Source organism: Streptomyces sp. NPDC054770 (assembly GCF_053611985.1).
Genome location: NZ_JBSHBL010000007.1, coordinates 155,762 through 176,679 on the forward strand (window position 1 = coordinate 155,762; position 20,918 = coordinate 176,679).

Here is a 20,918-nt window from a genome sequence, read left to right on the forward strand (position 1 = left end):
CGGTCACGCGCCGACGAGGCGCCGGTGGCGACGCAGACGCAGGGCGGACGCGGTGACGGCCGCCGCGGTGCCCAGGACCGCGTAGCCGGCGAGCACCCACAGGGGCCGGGCGATCGCGTGGGCGGAGAAGTAGACCGTGTTGCGTACGGCGGTGGTGCCGGCGCCCGGCGGGAGCCACTGGCCGACCGTCCGCCAGAACGGCGGCAGCAGGGTGGCTGGATAGGCGCCGCCGGCGCTGGGGTTGCCCATCACGACGAAGAGGACGATGGTCACCCCGATACCGATGACGCCCCACAGCACCTGGAAGGCGACGGTGGTGGCGGCCGCGGCGAAGACGACCAGCGCGCCCAGCGCCCACAGCGCGGCGAAGTGACCGTGCAGAGCGCCCAGGAGGGGTCCGGCGATGAGGGCTCCGCCCAGGCCCGAGGCGATGGCGTAGAGGGCCAGGGAGCCGAGCCGGATGGTGGTGCGGTGGAGGTTGGCCGGGCGCGCTCCGCCGGCCATGCCGAGGATGGTGGCGGCCATGTAGCCGCCGACGATCCAGCCGATCACGAGGTAGAAGGAGGACATGCCGCGGCCGTCGCCGGCGGCGGGCGGGCGGATGTCGGTGATCGTCACCTGGCGGTGGCGGCCGGTCTCGATGGCCTGGGCGATCTGCTGGGCGGTGGAGGACACGGCGGGGCCGCCTGCCGAAGCCACCAGCAGGGTGTCGGTGCGGCCCTTCGGGTGGACGAGGATCGCCGCGTCGACGGTGCGGTCGAGGATCAGGGCGCGGGCCTGCTTCGCGGTGGCGGCGGGGCGGGCGTCCAGGGGGTCGCTCCGCAGGGCGTCGAGCTGCTTCACGACCTGGCCGGACACCTGCGCGGGGGCGACGACGGCCACGGGAATGTGGTGGGGCTTGGGCGCGTGGAAGGCGCCGATGTAGGAGAGGACGAAGCCCAGCTGGAGGGCGAAGACACCGACGATCAGCAGGACACCGCGCAGGTTGAGGGCATCACGCAGTTCGGCGGCGAAGCCCCGTGCTGCGGGGGCGGGAGGCTGGTCCTGGTCCGGGGCGGCGGGAGAGGAAGTCACGGTCGGGTCTTTCCGTTGCTCGATGATGCGGTCCCACTACGATCCAGGTCATGAGCGATGCCCCCGGGAAATCGCAGGAAAGCCTCACAGCAAGGGCACCCGTGCCCGATTCCGACAGCCCGGACGACACGGGGGGTCCGGAGATCCCGGAGGACGGCCTGCTGGGGTTCTCCGAGCTGGATCTGGCGCTCCTGGACGCGCTACAGGCCGCTCCGCGCGCGCCCTGGTCCCGGATCGGCCGCGCACTGGGGGTGGACGCCACCACCGCCGCCCGGCACTGGGAGCGGCTGCGCGCGGCCGGTCTGGCCTGGATCACGGCTCACGACGCCGCGCGGACCGCCACGATCGCCTATGTGGAAGTGCGCTGCCGACCGGGTTCGCTGCCGTCCGTGAGCGCCGCCGTGGCCCTGCTGCCCTGGGTCTTCAGCGTCGACGAGACCGCCGGCGACTTCGATCTCTTCCTGGGGGTGGTGGGCGCCGACCTGCCCGCCCTCGGCCGCTCGGTGCACGAGACGATCGGCGGACTGGACGGGGTCCGCACCCTCCGCACCCGGCTGGCCATCACCCAGTACGGGGAGGGCAGCGACTGGCGCACCCGCGCACTGGCGCCCGCCGACCGCGCCACCCTGTCCGCGCCCCGGCCGCCCACCCGCGCCGTCTTCGCCACCCACATGCACGACCGCCCCGCACCCGAGGACCAGGCTCTGCTGGACGCACTCGGCGGCGACGGCAGACTCGGCTACACCGAACTCGCCACCGCGACCGGCATGAGCGAACACACCGCCCGCCGACGGCTCCAGCGCATGCTCCGCGCAGGCGAGATCACCCTCCGCTGCGACCTGGCCCGCCCCCTCGCCGGCCTGCCCACGGCCATGATCTACCGAGCCTCCGTCCCGCACTCCCGGCGCGAGGCCACCGGCAACGCCCTGGCCCGCATGGATCAGGTACGTTTCTGCGTCTCCGTGAGCGGCCCGCACAACCTGCTCCTCATGGTGTGGCTGCACGGGCTCGCCGCCGTCGACGAGTTCGAGGCGCTGCTCACCGACCGCGCCCCGGAGCTGGAGATCCGCGACCGTACCGTCGTCCTGCACACCGCCAAGCGCATGGACCGGCTGCTCGACCTCCGGGGCCGGGCCACGGGCCGCGTGCCCTTCGCGCTGCCGCCGTCGTGAACGGCGGGACGGTTCAGGGCTGGTCGTCCATGAGGTCGAGGTCCTGCCACAGCTGCTGGACCCGACCGGCGGCGCTGACGGCGGCCTCGTCGGCGAGTTCGCTGAGGACGGCCTGGACGGCGGCGACCATGGCGGTCAGGGAGGGGGCGTCGTGGACGCCCTCGACGGGGGTGACGATCAGGTGGTCGGCGTACTCGGCGAGGGGTGAGGAGCCCAGGTCGGTGAGGACGCTGACGGTGGCGCCGCGCTCGCGGGCGAGCCGGGTCAGACCGCGCAGTGTGCGGGTCAGGCGCCAGATGTTGATGGTGATCAGGCAGTCGCCCGGTTCCAGGCGGGCGACCTGGACGGCCTGGCCGGTGGCGGAGCCCAGCGCCAGCTGGATGTCGTGGCCGGCGATGGTGCCGAGGTAGCTCAGGATGTGGGCGGGGCCGGCCCCGCTGCCGGAGCTGATGACGAGGGTGCGGCGGGCCGCCCGGACGGCCCGGGCGGTGGCGCGGATGGCGGCGAGGTTGTCCGGGGTGGCCAGGGCGGCGAGGTTGGCGGCGTCCTGGCGCAGCGTCTGGGCCGCGGGGTCGGCGGCCGGAGCCGCGGACAGCTCCCCCGCGGAGACGGAGGCGAGGTAGCGGGCCCGGATCTCCTCGCGCAGCTGGGGCCAGCCGTCGAAGCCGAACTGCTGGGCGGTGCGGACCACGGTGGAGACGTTGACGCCCGCGCGCTCGGCGACTTCGCGGGCCGAGGCGTACCCGGCGAACTGCGGCGCCCGGACCAGGACGTGGGCGACCCGCTCGGCCTGGGGCCCGAGCGCCCCGCGGGTGGTACGGCCGGCCAGCCACGCCTCGATGCTCACTCCGCGTCGTCTCCTCGTGCGTCGGGCGGGTTCACCGCGCCGGGTGCTGCTGGGCGACGTGGAACTCGCGGGTGCTCACGCCGTCGGCGGAGTCGAAGAAGGGCGCCATGCCCAGGGCGAGCTCCTGGCGCCGGGGCGAATTCTGCCAGGCGGCGCAGGCGGCGGCATCGGCCCACAGGGCGGTGACGACGATCGTGTCCGGTTCGTCCGCGGGGACCAGCACCTGCGCGGCCAGCGCGCCGGAGGCCGCCAGGATGCCGGCGGACCGGTAGTAGGCGATCAGCTCGTCACGGCGACCGGGTGCGGTGCGGAGGGACAGCGTGGTGAACTTCATGCATCAAGCATTGCACGAGAAGCTTTCATGCATCTAGCGTTGCATGCCATCTCCTGAAGCCGGCCGCCGTCCGTGACCGGGAACAACCGGAAGGAACCGAGCATGACCACCCCGCACCCCGCCCGCCTGCTGATCACCGACGCCCGGCTGCTGCACCCCGAGAGCGGCGAACCGACCGACGCCTCGTGGCTGGAGGTCGCCGACGGCCGCATCGCCGCCCATGGCACCGGGCGCCCGCCGGCGGCACCGGAGGACGTGCCGGTGCTGGCCGCCGGCGGGGCGACCGTCATGCCGGGCCTCGTCGACGCCCACGTCCACCTCGTCCTGACCACCTTCGACCGCACCGAGGCGGAGTCCTGGACCCCCGGATACGCCACGGTCCGCGCCCTGGCGGGGGCCGAACGCATGCTCCGCCGGGGTTTCACCACCGTCCGCGACGTCGGCGGCGCCGACCACGGCATGGCCCGGGCCATCGACGAGGGCCTCGCTCTCGGCCCCCGGCTGATCCACGGCGGCAAGGCCCTGTCGCAGACCGGCGGGCACGGGGACATCCGTCCGCTCGGCGAGGACACGGCGCCCTGTTGTCAGGACTACTCCAACCTCGGCGCCCGTGTCGCCGACGGCGTCGAAGCCGTGCGCCGCGCCGCCCGGGACGAGTTCCGCAAGGGCGCCGCCCACCTGAAGATGCTCATCGGCGGCGGGGTCGCCTCACCCCACGACGAGGTGTCGGCCGTCCAGTACACCGACGAGGAGATCCGCGCCGCCGTCACCGAGGCCGAGAACCACAACCGCTACGTCACCGTGCACGCCTACCACCCCCGCAGTGTCAACCTGGCCCTGCGCGCGGGCGTCCGGTGCGTCGAGCACGGCAACCTCCTCGACGACGACACCATCCGCCTCCTCCTCGAACACGACGCCTACCTGGTCCCCACCCTCGTCACCTACGACCAGATGGCCCGGTTCGGCAAGCAGGCGGGCATGCCCGAACAGACGTACCGGAAGATCGCCGACGTGCGCGAGGCGGGCCTGAGCGCCCTCGAACGCGCCCACCGCGCAGGCGTCAACCTGGTCTTCGGCAGCGACCTGCTCGGCCCCCTGCAGAGCGCGCAGCTCGAGGAGTTCGCCCTGCGCGCCCAGGTCCAGCCCCCGGCCGACATCCTCCGCGCCGCGACCACCACGGCCGCCCGCCTGCTGCGCCTGGAGGGCGAGATCGGCACCCTGGCCGTCGGAGCCCACGCCGACCTGCTCGTCGTCGACGGCGATCCCCTCGACGACATCCGCATCCTCACCCGCCCCGAACAGCACCTGCGCCACGTCGTCAAGGCGGGGACGGTCGTCTGAGACGCCTTCGTCAGGCCACCGTGCGCAGCCCCCGTACCCGGGTCGCGCCCGTCCCCCGTACCACCCGGTGCGCACAGGCCGCCGTCAGCAGTTCGCCGAGCAGGTCCGGGTCGTCGATCTCCAGGCCGAGGAGGGACTCGATGCGTTCCAGGCGCTGGTAGAGGGACTGGCGGCCGATGTGCAGCAGGGCGGCCGTGCGGGTCGGGGAGCAGCCGTGCCGCAGGTGCACCTCCAGGGTGCGGACCAGGTCGCTGGCGTGGGCCGCCTCCCAGGCCAGCAGCGGGCCGAGGGTGTGCTGGACGAGGACGGCGAGCCGGTCCCGGTTGGCGGCGACCCCGCCCCGGGTCAGCTCCCGCTCCAGGGCGAGGGCGCGGGCCGAGGTCACCGACGGGCCTTCGGGCAGCGCCGGTTCGGCGGGCGGCACGGTCAGCGCGAGTTCCAGGGTGGTCCGGGCCGCCCGCAGCGTCTCGCTCCAGTGCAGCCAGCCGCCGGGGCCGACCGCATGGCCGACGGCGACCGTGGCCCCCGGCTCGGCGGCGCCCCGGAACGCCTCCTGCACGGCCCGCACGGGATCGCCGGGCACCGCGGCCGGTACGGCGAGCAGCGCCAGGACGTCTCCGGGGAACGCGGCCCGCAGCACCCCGGCCCCGCCCAGCACCCGTACCGCCCGGTCCACCGCGCCCACTCCCCGGCTGCCGTGCAGCGAGACGCCGAGGAGCCGGGCACCGGGGCCGGGGTGGAACCCGGCGAGCGCCGCCCGCGCCTCCACCTCGGGCTGGTTGAGGGCCTGTCCGTCGGCCAGGTCGGCGAGCAGCGCCGCCGCGTGGTCGTCGCCCCAGGGCCGGACGGCCGTACGGCGGCCGGACAGGCCCCGGGCCACGATCGCCCGGTTGGCGGCCTCGGCGATCCGGACGAAGGGCACCACCCGGTGCAGGGCGAGCAGCGGCAGGTCCAGGCGGCAGGCCTCGTCGGTCACCTCGGGCGGCATGCTGGGCAGGGCCCGCCCGACCTCCACCGCGAGCCCGGCCGCACCGCGCGCCGCCAGCTCCCGCACGTACCGGCGGCGGACCTCGTCGCCGGCGTCGGTCAGGCCGAAGCCGTTGGTGAGGAGGAGTTCGCCGCCGTCGAGGAAGTTGGCACCCTCGTAGACCTCGCTGGAGTGCACCCAGCGCACGGGGCGGTCCAGGGCGCCCTCCCCGGCGAGCAGTTCGGGGCGGGCCGCCCGCACCGGGTCGAGGGCCAGGACTTCGCGGAGGGTGAGTGCGGGCACGGCGACCTCCAGGGGACGGGCACGGCCGCTGACATTTCGTCCGGCCGGGGGTTGCCCGGAGGGTACTTTCCGCACGTTGCCCTCGTGTTTCGGCCACGGGAGAGTGACGTCATGGATCCTCTGCAAGCCCGTTCCTGGCTCGCCACCGCCGTCGCCGAGGCCCGCGCCGGGCTCGCCGAGGGGGGCATCCCGATCGGCGCCGCCCTCTACGGCGCCGACGGCGCCCTGCTCGGCCGCGGCCACAACCGGCGCGTCCAGGACGGCGACCCCGCCATGCACGCGGAGACGGCCGCCTTCCGCGCGGCGGGCCGCCAGCGCACCTACCGCGGCACCACCATGGTGACCACCCTGTCGCCGTGCTGGTACTGCTCCGGGCTGGTCCGCCAGTTCGGCATCTCCCGGGTCGTGATCGGCGAGGCGGCCACCTTCCACGGCGGCCACGACTGGCTCGCCGAACACGGTGTGGAGATCGTCCTGCTGGACGACGAGGAGTGCGGCGCGCTGATGCGCGACTTCATCAACGACAACCCGGCTCTGTGGAATGAGGACATCGGTGAATGAGCTCCGGCCCCGCATCCCCACCATCGATCTGCGTCCCTGGCTGGACGGTGACCCGACGGCCCGCGAGGACATCGCCCGGACCGTCGACAGCGCCCTGCAGACCGCCGGTTTCCTGCTCGTCACCGGGCACGGGGTCGACGCGGAGCTGCGCGGCGGGGTCCGGGAGGCCGCACGCCGGTTCTTCGCGCTGCCCGCGGACGTGAAGCAGGCGTACGAGGCGAAGGTCGGCGGGCGCGGCTGGCTGGGGCCCGGGGCGGAGGCCAACGGCTACTCGGAGGGCACCGAGACCCCGCCCGACCTGAAGGAGTCGCTGACCTTCGCGACCCACGAGCCGTTCGAGGACCCGGTGGTCAACGCCGAGTGGTACGCGCCCAACGTATGGCCGGCCGAGGTGCCGGAACTGCGCACGCTCTGCGAGGAGTACCTGGCGCGGATGGCCGAGCTGGAGAAGGAGCTGCTGTCGCTCCTCGGGTACGCGCTCGGGCTCGAACAGGACTTCTTCTCCCGGCACATGGACCATCCGACGTACGGCTTCAACATCAACTGGTATCCGGGGACCGAGGTGCTCGGCGAGCCCGCGCCGGGGCAGTTCCGGATCGGGCCGCACACCGACTTCGGGACGGTGACCATCCTGGACCGGCAGGCGGGCAAGGGCGGGTTGCAGGTGTACACGGACGAGGGCGGCTGGGAGGACGCGCCCTTCGACCCGGCCGCCTTCACCATCAACATCGGTGACCTGATGGCCCGTTGGACCGGCGACCGGTGGCGGTCCGGTCGGCACCGGGTGCTGCCGCCGCCCACCGACGTGCCCGCCGAGGAGCTGATGTCCCTCGTCTACTTCGGCGAGTGCACCCCGGGCACCACGGTCGAGTCCGTCCCGGCGCCGGTCGGCCGGGTGGCGTACCCGCCGGTCGACTCGCACGTCTACCTGCGGGAGAAGCTGGACTCCATCACCGTCGGCTGACGCCGGCGTCCGGCCTTCGTGTGTCACAGATCACAGATCGATTCGGTTTGCGGGGATGACCGGATCGATCTGCGGTCGTTTGCACCCGCCGACACCGGAAGGACTCCCGGTAACCCGCTCCCAGCAGGTGCTTTGACGTTCCTTCAAGGGGCCGTCACGCAAGCGGAGTTGGGATTCCGATTGCGCGGGATCGTTCGGGGTGGTTTTTGTGCACTGTGTGTTCGAGAAGGGTCACAGCAAGCCACGAGGAACTCGGTAGTGTGGTCGCACTCCCCTCTCGGGGACAGGCCAGCAGGCAGAACGATCCAGCCTGCTGTCGTGTCACCGAGGGAAAGGAGAAACGATCCATGGCCAACGCCGAGGAGACCGAGTCGGAGGAGCCGGGAGAACCTCCCGACCAGCCGTCCGGTCCCGAGGAGCCGGATCACCCTGACGGTACAGGCCTGCGCTGGGAGCACGTGCAGCTGGTCATCGACGCCGTGAGCGTCGCGATCGGGCTCATCGGGCTCTGGCGTGGGTGCGGCGGATGAGGTAGCCCCCTCACCCGCCGCGCACTGCCGGGTCGGCCAACCGGGTCCGCGTCCTGGAGGGTTACGGCAGAACATCGCCAGGGCGCGGGCCCGCCAACTTTCCAGACCCGTACATACGCACTCACGCACGGAACATCGCGGGAGTTCGATGGGATCCCCCACGTCGCGCGCTCCGCGTTCCTCGATACTGCCGCGTGGCACACCACTTGGAGAACCCTCTCGAACCCTAGACGGTACCAGGAGACCACTCTGCCTGCGGCGCGGTCGGCGCGCCGGGCACCCCCACCGGGTGTGCGGCCACCGGGAACAGGGCCGAAACGGTACCGCTCCCGCGCGCGTGTCCGGCGTGACGTGCGTGGGAAGGCGTTCTCATGGCCCGTGGCACGGCACCCTTCAGCTCCGCGGCACTGCGCGAGGTACGACGGCGGCGGCGCGTCGACGGCCGACTGCTGAGCGCGGCCGAACTCGCCCGGCGCGTCGGCACCTCCAAGTCCCGGATCCTCGCCTACGAGAAGGGCACCTCGGTGCCCGAGCCGCAGCGCATCGAGCAGCTCGCCGAGGTCTTCGGCATCCCGCCGCGCCGGCTCTGCCCGGCGGTGCCCGACGCGGCGGACGCCATCCGCCGGCTGCGCGTCGCGGCGGGCCTCACCAGCGCCGAGGCGGCCGAGCGGCTCGGCATCAGCCGGAACACCTACCGGGACCTGGAGCTGCACGCCAAACTCCCGGCCCGCCGGTACGCCACCCTGCCGCAGCGGCTCGCCGAGGTCTTCGCGGTCAGTCCGCGCACCGTCCACCGCTCGCTCGACTCGCATCCGCAGGCGGCGGAGCGGCGCCGGGAGATCGCCCGGCTGCTGGCCGCCCTGTTCCGCCGCGCCCACGAGACCGGCAGGCCGGCCGGCGTCAGTGCCGACGAGCCCGAACTGCGCGCGCTGGCGCCGCTGTTGAGGCGTTCGGTCGGGATGACCTGCCGACTGGTCGACCACGAGCTGGGGCGGCTGCGCGGCGACCTGCGGCAGCGCGCCGAGGAAGCGGCGACCGCCGCCTACGGGCAGGACGAGGACGACATCCGCCGGGCCCGGGACCGGATGGAGCAGCTGACCGAGCGGATAGAGCAGGCGGCGGTCCAGGCGGCCGTCTCCTGGACCCGGTTCCTGGCCGAGGCGATGACCAGCCGGCAGTGGCGGCTGGTGGTGCGGCTGCTGAACGCCGAGGCGGTACCGGAGGCGCGCCTGCTCGACTTCGGTGAACCGGAGGCCTGGCAGGGGCTGGCCGCGCAGGGGCTGATCACCCGCGAACGCACCCCCGACGGCGGCACCGGCGGCTTCGTGCTCACCTCCGCGGGACTGGCCCGGGCGCTGTACGAGGCCAGGCTGTACGCCTGCCTGTACCCCAGGGTGCCGGTGCCGTCCCGCACCGCGCGGGTGGTCGCCCGGCGCAAGTTCCTCGACGCCCGCAAGCGGTGGACACCGGCCGCACCCGTTCAGAACAGGCCCACGGCCGGGCCGGTTTCGTAACCATACGGACACCCTGTGCTATGGCCTGAAGCAACTCCCCCTTCCTACACTCGTGTTGAGGGGGGACTGCCTTGCACAGACGGCTGCACGGGCGCGGGGCGCTGTTCGACGTCGAGCCGGCCGGGCTCGTGCCGAGAATCGTCGGGTTACGGCCGTACCAGCACCGCGCCCTTCCCCTGGAACACCCCGGTGAGCTGCCGTTCGTCGTGCTGACCGGGGCCCGGGGGCTCGGCAAGAGCGCGGTACTCGGCGAGTTGCGGGACGCCTACCAGGGGCACACCCCGGTCGCGCTCGTCGACTGTGCGGAGGAGCAGTTCTCGGCCCCGCCGCCGGAGCGGCCCGCCGCGTCCTGGTCACCGGTCGGGCAGGCGCTGCTGGTCGTCGCCGAGCAGCTCGCCGAACCGGTCACCGGCGCCGGGCGGATCACGTTTCCCCGGCTGATGTCCGGCCTGGTCGCGGTGGCCGCCGGAGGCTGGGGCGACGCGGACTCGGAGCGGATCCGGCGCGAGGTGGAGCGGATCCTGCTGCTGAACGAGAGCGGCTCGTGGATCAGCGGGTTCGCCGGGCGATGGGCCGGGAAAGTGGCCGCGAAGGTGGTCGCCGCCGCGACCGGGACCGGGCCGCTGGTCTCCGGCGCCATCGAGGCCACCCTGGAGTCGATCGCCGAGGGCTTCAGCAGCCGCCGGCACCAGAAGGCGTCCGTCTGGTACCGCACGTACCCCAACGCGGGCGGGCACGCCCAGCGCGGCCTGATCCTGCTCTCCGGGCACTTCCGGGCGGGCGGCACCTCCCGCGAGCACGCCGAGCGGTACCTGGTCCGGGCCCTGCTCGCCGACCTGACCGAGGCGTACGCGGGTGTCATGCCGCGGATGCAGCGGCTCGGCAGACCGCTGGTGCTGCTCGACAACGTGCAGACCGGGCCGGGGCCCGGCCTGGTGGAGGCGGTGCTCAGGGACCGCGCCGAGGGCATCGCCGACCAGGTGGCGTTCGTCGCCGGACTGCGCGGCGACGGCCGGCGGCTGCTGCGCGGCGGGGTACGGCGGGAGCTGGCCGGGGTCGCCCGGCACAGCGAGTGGACGCCGGACCCGGCCGTACCCTCCTCGCGGGCGCTGCTGGTCGCGCTCCCGCCGCTGACCCCCGACGACACCCTGCACCTGGTCGCCGCCCCGGCCGCGCCCCAGCTCCCGCACGCCGTCCACCGGCTGACCGGCGGCAACCCGCTGGGCATCGCCCTGCTCGCCGAGGCCGCCGCCCAGCATCCGGAACGGGCGCGCTCGCTGGGCGACCTGCTCACCGCCGACGTACAGCCGGCCGAGGACGGCCCCGCCACCCCCGCCTACCTTCTGCTCCTCGACCGGCTGGTGCCCGCCGACCGCCTCGACGAGCTGACCGTGCTCGCCGCCGCCCACGACCACGACTCGGCGTGCGCGCTGGCCGCCGCCCTGCTCCCGGACGACTTCGGCCCGGCCGACGTACGCGCCCTGCAGAACCGGCTCGCCCAGGAGGGACTGCCCACCGTGCCCGGCCAGTTCGTCGGGGACCCCTTCGTACGCACCCTGCTGCTGCTCCGGCTGCATCTGCGGGACGCCGACCACAGCGGCTGGCGCACCGCCCACGAGACGCTGGTCGCGTACTACACACGGGACCGGCCCGACGGGCAGGACCGCTTCCGGCTGCACCACCAGCTGGCCCTGGGCCGGACCGGTCCTGCGGTCGCCCACCTGCGCGACGGCTTCCCGGTCCTGGACACCCGGACCTGGCTGCACACCCTGCGGTTCATCGCCTCCGCGCCCTACTTCCACGCCCATGACGCCGAGGGCCGTGACTCCACCGGCCACGGCGACCGGCGGACGGCGGTGGCACTCGGCCGCACCGACGACCAGCAGCGGGTGCCGGACGGCCTGGACGGCGCCGACGCCGTACTGCACCTGCGGATACGGCGGTTGCTGCACGCGGTGTGGCTGCTGACCGACCCGCTGGTGCTGCCCGACCGGACGGTGGCCCGTCGGCTGCGCTTCGAACTGGAGCAGCTGTCCAACCTGCGGCCGGCCGGCAACGCGCTGCTGTGGCGGGCCTCCCGGGAGTGGCCGGCGGCCGCACTGGCGGGGCGCCCGCCGGTGGAGGACGGGGAGGACGACGAGGGCGACGACGAGCGGACCGGGGTGGCGTGATGATGCGGCGGAGCGGGGTGGCGTGATGGCCGGGCGGGGCGTGGGCACGTGGCTGCGGGAGGGCGTCTGGGAGATTCCGCTGCGTCGCTTTCTGGCCCTGCTGGTCACGGCCGCGGTGATCGCCGGCCTGGTCGTGGGGGTGCGCGTGCTCACCCACGACGACCGCTCGTGCGCGCCCGGCGTCGCCCGGCCCCAGGGCAGCGACGAGTGCGTGGGCGTGGCGACGACCGCCTTCGACTTCGGGCATCCGCAGCTGCGGAACACCGTGCGGGCGATCGCCCGGGAGAACGCCCGCCTCAAGCCCGGGAGTTATGTGACGGTCGCGGTGATGCTGCCGTACACCGCGACGCCCGCGGCGAGCCTCGCCGACATCCAGCACGAGCTCCAGGGCGCCTACCTGGCCCAGTACCAGGCCAACCACGACTCCAACGGCCAGTCCCCGGCGATCCGGCTGGCGCTGGCCAACCCCGGTGCGACCAGCCGGTACTGGCAGCGGATGGTCACGCAGCTGGCGGGCATGACCGGCGGCACGGACCGGCTGCGGGCGGTCGCCGGGGTCGGGCAGAGCACCGACGACAACAAGAAGGCCGTCAAAGAGCTGACCCGGCTGGGTATTCCGGTGGTGGGGTCGTCGATCACCGCCGACGACCTCGCCAACGGGCGGAGCGGCAAGGATCCTTTCCCCGGTCTGGCGCGGGTGTCCCCGACCAACACCGACGAGGCCCGCGCCCTGGCCTCCTTCGCCAAGGTCAGCGCGGGCCGGGCGCTGCTGGTGTACGACAAGCCGGGCGATCCGTACACGCGGACGCTCCAGACGGCGTTCGCGGCGTTGATCAAGGGGTCGCCGTACGAGCCGCAGCCGTTCACGCCGCCGGCCGACCGCAGCAAGGAGGGGACGACCGCGAACACCTTCCGGCAGATCACCAACCTGGTCTGCGACACCTCGCGGACGACGGACACGATCCTGTTCGCCGGCCGGCACACCCAGTTGCGGCAGTTCATCAACGCGCTGGGCGGACGGGGGTGCCAGGACCGGAGGTTCACGGTGCTGACGGGGGACGAGGGGTCGTACCTGACCGGTGAGAAGAAGCTGGACCGCAGCGCCCTGCGGCACAACCTCTCGGTGCGCTACACCGCCCTCGCGCATCCGGACGCGTGGGGCGGCGGCAGCCCGGCGACCGGCGGTTCGGCGGCGGACATGGCGACGCTGACGGGGCTGCTGAAGAGCGCGCAGAAGGCGCCGGTCGGGCCGATCGGGCCGGTGGCCCTGGAGGACGGGCAGCTGATCATCGCGTACGACGCGATGCGGCTCGCGGTGCACGGGATTCGCGAGGCGGTACCGGAGGGGAGGTCCGTGCCGGCGCTGGCCGACGTGGGGTTGCAGTGGCCGCAGGTGAAGGGGTCGCTGCGGGTGGACGGGGCGAGTGGGTGGATCTGCCTGGATGCGCACGGGAATCCGTACGACAAGGCGGTGCCGATTGTCGAGCTGAGGGCGGAGGGTGGGTCGCGGTTCGTTCGTATTGCGTGGCCGGAGGGGAAGCCGCCCAGTGGGGAGTGTCTGCCGCCGTCGTGAGCTGCGGGCCCGGTGGGGGCTGGTCGCGCAGTTCCCCGCGCCCCTAAAGGGGCGCTCACCCCAAGGTGTCGATCAGGTGCTCGAATCGGGTGCGCCACGCCGGTTCCGTCTCGCCCTTGCCCTTGAACTCGTGGGTGAAGCGGAGGGTGCTGGCGGTTTCGCCGGCGCGTTCCAGGTGGAAGCGGATTCTGCCGCCGTCCTCCACCGTGTACTCCGCGATCCGGTCGACGTCCCAGGCGGTCACCCTGCCCGTGCCCAGGTCACCCAGGGTGACCGTGCCGCCCAGTCTCGGTTGCAGGACGTCGACCGCGGTGAACCAGGCGGCCAGCCCCTCCGGCGTGGCGAGGCTCGGCCAGACCTGGTCCGTCGGTTTCGGGAGCCGCACCAGGAAGTGGAGGATGTGCGTTCTCCCGTGGGTCTGACTGGTGCCCTGTTCTATGGAACCGGCCATGACACCAGACTGACCCCGGCCCCCGGGATCCGCACCCCTACGGGCGCTCCCCCGCCTTGTCGACCACGGCCCGCCGGATGATCGACGTGCCGCCCAGAGACCTGCCGTGCAGGTCGTACACCCGCTCCCCCAGGAGCGCGAGCGTCTTCTCGTCGAAGATCAGCCGGGCCTTCTGCTCGCGGGTGGTGCGGGTGATCGCGACCCCCTCCCTGCCGGTCAGGTCCGTGGCGTCGTGGACCACCTCGACGCCCGGGATGGTCGCGGCCGCCCGGTAGAGCGCGGCGCTCACCTTCGGCGGCATCAGGGACTCCTGGATCAGGTCGGCGAAGAGCGTGAACGCCGCGTCGTCCGGGTCCGGGCGATCGGCGTCGACCTCGCGGGCGCTGACCCGGTACAGCCAGTCGTGCATCGCCCCGGTGCCGGTCGGCAGCTTGGCCAGGTCCCGGTAGTAGGCCGACCACTCGCCGGCCTTCTTGTTCTTCTTGCCGAGTGAGACGTGCTCGTTGTCCGGTGTGTTCTCCTCCAGCAGGCCGTCGCGAGTGCCGTCCACCGACTCCCAGACCTCCCGGTCGTGGACGGGCTGGAGCTTCGCGGGCCCGCCGTTCGCCGAGACCGCGAAGGCGGTCCGGCTCTTGATGTACACGAACTGGTCGTCGCGGATGCCGGCCGGTGCCTTCTCGTGCTCGGCGGCGAGCGCGATGTCGCCGAGGAGGGCCACGGCCTCCTTGGACGCGTGCGGCTCCGCGGCGCCCCCGGACGGCACGGCCACGGTGACGGCGATCGCGGCGACGGCCGCCACGGCGGCGCCGACCAGTGCGGGCCGCAGCCAGCCACGGGACAGCCGGCGTTCTTCCCGTCGGATCTCGGTCATCAGATGCTCCTTGAGGAGTAGGTGACGGGCCGGCGGAAGGTCCTGCTCGGACATCGGGTTCATCGGGTTCATCGGTTTCCCTCCCTCAGGGGCCCGACCGCAGTGGTGCGGTCACCTCTCATCTGTCCGTGCGGATAGGGGAGTTCCATATGTTTCGCGAGTTTTGCGCGGGCGCGGGAGAGGCGGGAGCGGACCGTGCCCACGGGCACGCCGAGGGCCTCGGCCGCCGCCGCGTAGTCCAGGCCGGACCACACGCACAGCGCCAGCACCTCGCGTTCGGGCCTGCGCAGCCTCGTCATCGCCGCGCGCACAAGGGCCAGTTGGGCCGCGTCGTCGACGCGCCCGGCGATCTCGTCGGCGAAGTCCCGTACCGGCTCCTCGCGGGGCAGCCGGGACAGGGCGGCCGCGTGTCTGCGGGCGGCCCGGCGCTGGTTGCGGGTGACGTTGGTGGCGATGCCGAGGAGCCAGGGGCGCGGGGAGCCGCCGTCCTCGTCGAGGGCCGTGCGCAGCCGCCACGCCTCCAGGAACGTCAGCGAGACGACCTCCTCGGCGGTGGCCCAGTCGCCGGTCAGGCGGTAGGCGTGGTTGTAGACCGAGCGCGCGTACGCGTCGAAGAGGCGGGCGAAGGCGTCGTGGTCCCCGGCGCGGATGCGTCTTCGCAGATGTGTGTCCACGTCCCCTTACCTGTCGTACGACGAAGGCCGGTTCCCGTGAGCTGCGTCACGGGAACCGGCCTTGTCGGTAAGGGACTCACACGCCGGCGTACGAGTGCTTGCCGGTCACGAAGATGTTGACGCCGTAGTAGTTGAAGAGCCAGCAGCCGAAGGCGATCATCGCCAGGTAGGCGGCCTTGCGGCCCTTCCAGCCGGCGGTGGCGCGGGCGTGCAGGTAGCAGGCGTAGCCGACCCAGGTGATGAAGGACCAGGTCTCCTTCGGGTCCCAGTTCCAGTAGCGGCCCCAGGCGCTGCCCGCCCAGATCGCGCCCGCGATGATCGTGAAGGTCCACAGCGGGAAGACCGCCGCGTTCACCCGGTAGGCGAACTTGTCGAGGGACGCCGAGGCGGGCAGGCGCTCCAGGACCGAGGTGGCGAAGTTGCCGGGCTTGCCGCCGTTCTCCAGCTTGCTCTCGTAGGCGTCCTTGAAGAGGTAGAGGATCGTCGCCACCGCGCCGACGTAGAAGACCGCGCCGCAGAAGATCGCCGTCGAGACGTGGATGTACAGCCAGTACGAGTGCAGGGCCGGGACCAGCGGCTCGCTCGCCGTGTAGAGGACGGTGACCGCGAGGCCGAGGTCGAGCAGGACCGTGGTGATCAGGAAGAGGCCGAGCCAGCGGACGTTCTTCTTCAGGGCGAGGAGGGTCAGGTAGACGGCGACCGCGACCGTGGAGAACGTGATGTTGAACTCGTACATGTTGCCCCACGGCGCCCGCTGCACGGAGGCCGCGCGGGTGGCCACGCCCGCCAGCTCCACGAGGAAGGCGAGGACCGTGAGGGAGATCGCGATCCGGCCGTAGAGGTCGCCCTGCTCGTCGCCGCCGTGGGCGCCGGGCCCGTCCGGCACGTCCCGGGAGCCGGCCGCGGAGCGGACGACGACCTGCGGGCGTTCCAGTACGGCGGTGCCGCCGGCCTTCTTGACCGTCACGGACGGCGCGTTCTTCGCGTCCGCCTTGGTGGTGAGCGCGTTGGCGGTGCGCGCCACCCGGCTGCGGCTGCCGAGCAGCCACTCGAAGATGTAGGCGAAGAAGGCCAGCGTGTAGACGGCCATCGAGGAGTAGACGAGCGTGTTGCTCATGCTCGCCAGATGCTCGTTGGTCGCGGCGAGGGTCGTTGCGTCGAGCGCGGTTGCGGCGGCGGAAGTCATCGCTTCTCAGCCCCTTCGGCAGGTACGACTTCGGGGTCGGGGGATTCTGCGGGGTGATCATCGCCGGGATCGGGGGCCCCCGGCGCCTGGTCGTAGAGGATGCCCGCGAGGTCGCCCAGTTCCTCGGGCACCTTCGCGGACTCGCTGCGGCCCAGCCCGGCCATCTCGACGACGGTGATGCCGTCGGCGCCCCGCACCGCACGCACCCACACCCGGCGGCGCTGGATGAACAGCGAGGCGGCCAGGCCGAAGATCGCGGAGAGGGCACCGCCCAGCGCCCAGCCGCTGCCGGGCTCCTGGACGATCTCGAAGCCGGCCCATTCCCTGACGTCCTTCTCGAACGTCACGGAACCGGCGCCGTTCGGCAGCTGCATGGTCTGCCCGGGCTTCAGGTTGTCCCGGAACTGCGCGCCCTTGGAGTCCTTGAACTCCTTCAGGTGCGTCTTGTCGAGCTGGTACACGCTCTGCGGGATGCCCGAGTTGACACCGAGGTCGCCGTGGTACGGCGTCAGGTTCAGCACCGGGTTGTCCAGCGCCGGGAAGGAGGAGAGGACGGACGAGCCGCCGCTGTAGGTCGGCAGGAAGAACAGCGAGATGCCGAGCTGTTCACTGACGCCCTGGGCGTTCCGGTAGCCGTCCATCACCTTCACCACGCCCTGGGAGCTGATGTTGGCGTCGAGCGGGAGCAGCGGGACGGCGTCGTGGTAGACGACCTTGCCCTTGCTGTCGCGGACGGTGATGACGGGCGCGTAGCCGTGGCTGACGAGGTAGACCTTGGCGTCGTCGATGTGCAGCGGCTCGTTCACCTTGATGGTGGTCCGCTTCGGCTTGCCGTAGGCCCCCTCGCTGTAGGCGATGTCCGCGGTGAAGGTGACCGGGGTGCCCTTGCTGGGGCCGCTGGTCTGGTAGGTGGCGTGGAAGTTCTTCAGGTCGAAGCTGAACGGCACCAGGTCGTCGGTGCTGAACATCGAGCCGGACTTGAAGTCGTCGTACTGGAGGATCGAGTTGGCGAACCCGTCGCCCTCGACGACCAGCTTGGTGCCGTCCGACTTGTACATCTGGCCGGAGGCGAACGCGATCAGCAGCACGATCAGCGCGATGTGGAAGACCAGGTTGCCGAACTCGCGGACGTAGCCCTTCTCGGCGGCGACCGCGTCCCCGGCGAGGTGCGCGCGGAAGTGCCGCTTCTTCAGCAGCTTCAGGGCCGCCTCGCGGACCTGCTCCGGCTCGGCCGCCGTCCGCCAGGTCGTGTACGCGGGGAGCCGGTCCAGCCGCTTCGGGGCGCCCGGCGGACGGCCGCGCAGCTGGCCCACGAACTGCCAGGCGCGCGGGATGATGCAGCCGACCAGGGAGACGAACAGCAGGATGTAGATCGCCGAGAACCACACCGAGCTGTAGACGTGGAACAGGCCCAGCTTGTCGTAGACCGGCGACAGCGTCTTGTGGGCCTTCTGGAAGTCGGCGACCTTGTTGATGTCGGCGCCGGACTGCGGGATCAGCGAGCCGGGGATCGCGCCCAGCGACAGCAGCAGGAGCAGCAGCAGCGCGACCCGCATCGAGGTGAGCTGCCGCCAGAACCAGCGGGCCCAGCCGATCACACCGAGGCCGGGGGCGATCGGCGGCTCGGCGGGGGCGGTGGAGAGCTGGGAGCCCGCCGCACCGAGTTCCCGCTGGTCCTGCTCGCTGTTGTCGGTTTCGGTCTTGCTCATTGATCAGATCCCCACAGTGAAGCCGTCGGACCAGCCCTGCATCTGCTGCACGAGGCCGTCCCAGGCCCCGGTCAGCAACAGCACACCGGTCACGATCATCATCGTGCCGCCGATACGCATGACCCAGACATAGTGGCGCTTGACCCAGCCGAAGGCACCGAGCGCCTTACGGAAGGCGACGGCGGTGACGACGAAGGGGACGCCGAGTCCGAGGCAGTAGGCGACGGTCAGTATGGCGCCGCGGCCGGCGCTGCCCTGCTGGGAGGACAGGACGATCACGGAGGAGAGCGTCGGGCCGATGCACGGGGTCCAGCCGATCCCGAACAGCGCACCGAGCACCGGAGCGCCTATCAGCCCGGCCACCGGCCGCTTGTGGAAGCGGAACTCGCGCTGGGTGAACCAGGGCATCAGGCCCATGAAGAACACACCCATGGCGATCATCAGGACGCCGAGCACCTTGCTGAGCCCGCTGGAGTGCTCCAGGAGCGTCGAGCCGAAGTAGCCGAAGAGCGCACCGCCCGACACGAACACGGCGGTGAAGCCGAGCACGAACAGCGCGGCGCCCGTGGCCATCCGTCCGCGCCGGGCGTCCGCGAGGTCGGTACCGGCGACCCCGGTGACGTACGAGAGGTAGCCGGGTACGAGGGGCAGCACGCACGGGGAGAAGAAGGAGACGAGCCCGCCGAGCAGCGCGATCGGCAGGGCGAGCACCAGGGCGCCGTTGAGGACGGTCGCGTTGTTGCCGTCGGCCGCGAGTGTGACGAGTGCGCTCACGTCACTTCTCCGCGACGACCGGCTTGAGCATCTTCAGCAGGTTCTCCTCGCTGAGCGCCGCCAGCGAGCGCGCCGCGATCTTCCCCTGCCGGTCGAGTACCAGGGTGGAGGGGATGGCCTGCGGGTTGAGCGTGCCCTTCTTGAAGCGGAGCATCAGCTTGCCCGTCGGGTCGTACAGGCTCGGGTAGTCGATGCCGTTCTGCTTCTCGAAGGCGACCGCGGAACCAGTGCTGGTGTCGCGGGTGTTGATGCCGACGAACTGGACGCCCTTGCCCGCGTACTGCTTGGAGACGGAGGCGAAGTAGGGCGCCTCGGCCCGGCAGGGACTGCACCAGGAGCCCCAGACGTTGATGACGACGACCTTGCCCCTGTAGTCGGCGACGTTCAGGGTGCTGCCGTCGATGGTCTTCCCGGACAGGTCGGGGGCCGCCGCGCGGTGGCCCTGAGCGACCGTGTCGATGCCGTCCTTGCCGGTGACGAAGTTGGTGTTGCCGCCTCCGCCGGAGGTGCCGCCGTTGCCGCACGCGGACAGGGTCAGGGCCGCCGTGGCGGCCATGGCGCCGAGCAGGAGGGCGCGGCTACGGGTACTCATGTGAAAAGTTTCGCATGCCCGTTCTGGGGATCTTGCGCACCCCCCTCGCGGACACTTCAGGCGGCCGTCCCCTGCTTGAGGAAGGTCTTCCAGCCGGCGGCCGGCCGCTGTCCCACGTCCAGGGTGCGCAGCTGCGCCAGCACCTCCGGCTTCTGGACGTCCATCCAGTCCACGAACTGCCGGAAGGAGACCAGCCGGACGTCGGCGCCCTTCTCCTTCTCCCGGGCGATGTGCTTGAAGGCCTGCTCGACGGCGTCCATGTAGATGCCGCCGTTCCAATGCTCGAAGTGGTTGCCTATGAAGAACGGCGCCCGGTTCGTCGTGTACGCCCGCTCGAATCCGGATATGTACGCCTGGGCCGACTGGGTCCGCCAGCCCGGGTAGTTGTAGGCCGGGGCCTTGGTCGAGTTGACCGACTGGTTGGCGAGCATGTTGTAGTCCATGGAGAGGACCTCGAAGGAACGGCCCGGGAACGGTATCTGCTGCAGGGGCAGGTCCCACACGCCCAGCTTCTTCGCCGGCCAGACCTGGCGGCCGCCGGGCGAGGAGGCGTCGTAGCGCCAGCCGAGCTCGCGGGCGGTGGGCAGCAGGTTGTTCTGGCCGAGGAGGCAGGGGGTACGGCCGCCGACCAGCTCCTTGTCGTAGTCGAAGGGGAGCGCGGGCAGGTCGGTCCAGCCGGTGTTGGTCCGCCACTCCTTCACGAACCCCTTGGCCTGGTCTATCTCGCTCAGCCACTGCTTGGGCGTCCAGTTGCCGACGGTGCCGTAGCCGCCGCAGAAGTGCCCGTTGAAGTGGGTGCCTATCTCGTGCCCTTCGAGCCAGGCCCGGCGGACGTTGGTGAGCGTGGCCTTGATGTGCTCGTCGGTGAGGTAGCCGATGTCGGAGGCGCCGCGGGGGTTGTTCGGGGGGTTGTAGAGCCGCTTCTTCGACTCGGGGAGGAGGTACAGCCCCGAGAGGAAGAAGGTCATGGCCGCGCCGTGTTCCCTGGCCAGGTCGAGGAAGCGCGGGAAGAGGCCGGTGCCGACCTCGCCGGCGCCGTCCCAGGAGAAGATCACGAACTGCGGCGGGGTCTGGCCGGGTTCCAGCGGCTCGGGGGCGGCGGGCTGGTGGGGCTGCTTGCCGGTGCGGGAGGTGGAGCCGTCACCGAGGGGACGGGCGGTGGGCGCGGGCTTCCCGGAGGGCTTCTGGCTGGAACCGCCGGCATGGGTCGTGCCGTCCGACGGTGTGTGGGTGCCGCAGCCGGCGAGGCCGAGGCCGGCCGTGACGCCCGCGCCGACGCCGAGTATTCCCCTTCGGGTGAAGGTGCGCAT

Annotated in this window: 20 protein-coding genes; 8 read left to right on the forward strand and 12 right to left on the reverse strand. The window is 72.1% G+C overall.

All coding sequences use genetic code 11. The annotated features are described in order from the left end of the window. Positions 1–3 precede the first annotated feature (3 nt). Positions 4–1,074, reverse strand: coding sequence for an ABC transporter permease (locus tag ACWGKQ_RS09710; RefSeq protein WP_453291336.1), 1,071 nt, complete (start codon positions 1,072–1,074; stop codon positions 4–6). A 101-nt stretch (positions 1,075–1,175) separates the two neighbouring features. On the opposite strand from ACWGKQ_RS09710, the gene ACWGKQ_RS09715 reads away from it, so the two are divergent. Beyond that, positions 1,176–2,246, forward strand: a complete 1,071-nt coding sequence (locus ACWGKQ_RS09715) for an Lrp/AsnC family transcriptional regulator (RefSeq protein WP_453291337.1) — start codon at positions 1,176–1,178, stop codon at positions 2,244–2,246. A gap of 13 nt (positions 2,247–2,259) precedes the next feature. Here ACWGKQ_RS09715 and ACWGKQ_RS09720 read toward each other — a convergent pair whose 3' ends face one another. Then, positions 2,260–3,093 carry a MurR/RpiR family transcriptional regulator gene (locus ACWGKQ_RS09720; RefSeq protein WP_453291338.1) on the reverse strand — a complete coding sequence of 278 codons (834 nt, stop codon included), beginning with the start codon at positions 3,091–3,093 and terminating at the stop codon, positions 2,260–2,262. A 31-nt stretch (positions 3,094–3,124) separates the two neighbouring features. Then, entirely contained in the window at positions 3,125–3,427 is a 303-nt protein-coding gene (locus ACWGKQ_RS09725; RefSeq protein ID WP_453291339.1) for an antibiotic biosynthesis monooxygenase, read from the reverse strand. 102 nt (positions 3,428–3,529) lie between these two features. Here ACWGKQ_RS09725 and ACWGKQ_RS09730 point away from each other — a divergent pair, with 102 nt between their 5' ends. Then, complete coding sequence (locus tag ACWGKQ_RS09730) at positions 3,530–4,768, forward strand: amidohydrolase family protein (RefSeq protein ID WP_453291340.1); 1,239 nt, start codon at positions 3,530–3,532, stop codon at positions 4,766–4,768. Between the two features lie 10 nt (positions 4,769–4,778). On the opposite strand, the gene ACWGKQ_RS09735 is transcribed toward ACWGKQ_RS09730, so the two are convergent. Beyond that, positions 4,779–6,038, reverse strand: a complete 1,260-nt coding sequence (locus ACWGKQ_RS09735) for a PucR family transcriptional regulator (protein WP_453291341.1) — start codon at positions 6,036–6,038, stop codon at positions 4,779–4,781. A gap of 111 nt (positions 6,039–6,149) precedes the next feature. On the opposite strand from ACWGKQ_RS09735, the gene ACWGKQ_RS09740 reads away from it, so the two are divergent. From ACWGKQ_RS09740 to ACWGKQ_RS09765, 6 genes are all read left to right on the forward strand, one after another. Further along, positions 6,150–6,599 carry a nucleoside deaminase gene (locus ACWGKQ_RS09740; protein WP_453291342.1) on the forward strand — a complete coding sequence of 150 codons (450 nt, stop codon included), beginning with the start codon at positions 6,150–6,152 and terminating at the stop codon, positions 6,597–6,599. After that, the gene (locus ACWGKQ_RS09745; RefSeq protein WP_453291343.1) at positions 6,592–7,563 is read left to right on the forward strand and encodes an isopenicillin N synthase family dioxygenase; all 972 of its coding nucleotides are present in this window, start codon (positions 6,592–6,594) and stop codon (positions 7,561–7,563) included. Before ACWGKQ_RS09740 ends, ACWGKQ_RS09745 begins: the two co-directional genes overlap by 8 nt. Before the next feature lie 347 nt (positions 7,564–7,910). After that, complete coding sequence (locus tag ACWGKQ_RS09750) at positions 7,911–8,093, forward strand: hypothetical protein (RefSeq protein WP_453291344.1); 183 nt, start codon at positions 7,911–7,913, stop codon at positions 8,091–8,093. A gap of 371 nt (positions 8,094–8,464) precedes the next feature. Further along, entirely contained in the window at positions 8,465–9,607 is a 1,143-nt protein-coding gene (locus ACWGKQ_RS09755) for a helix-turn-helix domain-containing protein (protein WP_453291345.1), read from the forward strand. A gap of 71 nt (positions 9,608–9,678) precedes the next feature. Continuing rightward, entirely contained in the window at positions 9,679–11,778 is a 2,100-nt protein-coding gene (locus tag ACWGKQ_RS09760) for a hypothetical protein (protein ID WP_453291346.1), read from the forward strand. A gap of 25 nt (positions 11,779–11,803) precedes the next feature. Then, positions 11,804–13,351 carry a hypothetical protein gene (locus ACWGKQ_RS09765; protein ID WP_453291347.1) on the forward strand — a complete coding sequence of 516 codons (1,548 nt, stop codon included), beginning with the start codon at positions 11,804–11,806 and terminating at the stop codon, positions 13,349–13,351. Between the two features lie 55 nt (positions 13,352–13,406). Here ACWGKQ_RS09765 and ACWGKQ_RS09770 read toward each other — a convergent pair whose 3' ends face one another. From ACWGKQ_RS09770 to ACWGKQ_RS09805, 8 genes are all read right to left on the reverse strand, one after another. Next, positions 13,407–13,802, reverse strand: a complete 396-nt coding sequence (locus ACWGKQ_RS09770) for a hypothetical protein (RefSeq protein ID WP_453291348.1) — start codon at positions 13,800–13,802, stop codon at positions 13,407–13,409. 37 nt (positions 13,803–13,839) lie between these two features. After that, the gene (locus ACWGKQ_RS09775) at positions 13,840–14,745 is read right to left on the reverse strand and encodes a CU044_5270 family protein (protein ID WP_453291349.1); all 906 of its coding nucleotides are present in this window, start codon (positions 14,743–14,745) and stop codon (positions 13,840–13,842) included. Then, positions 14,742–15,347, reverse strand: coding sequence for an RNA polymerase sigma factor (locus ACWGKQ_RS09780; RefSeq protein ID WP_453291350.1), 606 nt, complete (start codon positions 15,345–15,347; stop codon positions 14,742–14,744). The genes ACWGKQ_RS09775 and ACWGKQ_RS09780 overlap by 4 nt, the downstream gene beginning before the upstream one ends. 76 nt (positions 15,348–15,423) lie before the next feature. Continuing rightward, positions 15,424–16,533, reverse strand: a complete 1,110-nt coding sequence (gene ccsB, locus ACWGKQ_RS09785) for a c-type cytochrome biogenesis protein CcsB (RefSeq protein ID WP_453291351.1) — start codon at positions 16,531–16,533, stop codon at positions 15,424–15,426. Then, a complete protein-coding gene (gene resB / locus ACWGKQ_RS09790) occupies positions 16,530–18,242 on the reverse strand; it encodes a cytochrome c biogenesis protein ResB (protein WP_453291352.1) in 1,713 nt (570 codons plus the stop codon). The genes ccsB and resB overlap by 4 nt, the downstream gene beginning before the upstream one ends. A 3-nt stretch (positions 18,243–18,245) precedes the next feature. Continuing rightward, entirely contained in the window at positions 18,246–19,016 is a 771-nt protein-coding gene (locus ACWGKQ_RS09795) for a cytochrome c biogenesis CcdA family protein (protein ID WP_453291353.1), read from the reverse strand. Position 19,017: 1 nt separating this feature from the next. Then, a complete protein-coding gene (locus tag ACWGKQ_RS09800; protein ID WP_453291354.1) occupies positions 19,018–19,608 on the reverse strand; it encodes a TlpA family protein disulfide reductase in 591 nt (196 codons plus the stop codon). 56 nt (positions 19,609–19,664) lie between these two features. After that, the gene (locus ACWGKQ_RS09805) at positions 19,665–20,918 is read right to left on the reverse strand and encodes a hypothetical protein (protein ID WP_453291355.1); all 1,254 of its coding nucleotides are present in this window, start codon (positions 20,916–20,918) and stop codon (positions 19,665–19,667) included.

Bases quoted from the DNA above. Each gene is read 5' to 3' on its own strand.
- ACWGKQ_RS09755 (WP_453291345.1), top strand. From the start codon at position 8,465: ATGGCCCGTGGCACGGCACCCTTCAGCTCCGCGGCACTGCGCGAGGTA.
- ACWGKQ_RS09765 (WP_453291347.1), top strand. From the start codon at position 11,804: ATGGCCGGGCGGGGCGTGGGCACGTGGCTGCGGGAGGGCGTCTGGGAG.
- ACWGKQ_RS09725 (WP_453291339.1), bottom strand. From the start codon at position 3,427: ATGAAGTTCACCACGCTGTCCCTCCGCACCGCACCCGGTCGCCGTGAC.
- resB (WP_453291352.1), bottom strand. From the start codon at position 18,242: ATGAGCAAGACCGAAACCGACAACAGCGAGCAGGACCAGCGGGAACTC.
- ccsB (WP_453291351.1), bottom strand. From the start codon at position 16,533: ATGACTTCCGCCGCCGCAACCGCGCTCGACGCAACGACCCTCGCCGCG.
- ACWGKQ_RS09805 (WP_453291355.1), bottom strand. From the start codon at position 20,918: ATGCGCACCTTCACCCGAAGGGGAATACTCGGCGTCGGCGCGGGCGTC.
- ACWGKQ_RS09800 (WP_453291354.1), bottom strand. From the start codon at position 19,608: ATGAGTACCCGTAGCCGCGCCCTCCTGCTCGGCGCCATGGCCGCCACG.
- ACWGKQ_RS09740 (WP_453291342.1), top strand. From the start codon at position 6,150: ATGGATCCTCTGCAAGCCCGTTCCTGGCTCGCCACCGCCGTCGCCGAG.
- ACWGKQ_RS09770 (WP_453291348.1), bottom strand. From the start codon at position 13,802: ATGGCCGGTTCCATAGAACAGGGCACCAGTCAGACCCACGGGAGAACG.
- ACWGKQ_RS09730 (WP_453291340.1), top strand. From the start codon at position 3,530: ATGACCACCCCGCACCCCGCCCGCCTGCTGATCACCGACGCCCGGCTG.
- ACWGKQ_RS09750 (WP_453291344.1), top strand. From the start codon at position 7,911: ATGGCCAACGCCGAGGAGACCGAGTCGGAGGAGCCGGGAGAACCTCCC.
- ACWGKQ_RS09775 (WP_453291349.1), bottom strand. From the start codon at position 14,745: ATGAACCCGATGAACCCGATGTCCGAGCAGGACCTTCCGCCGGCCCGT.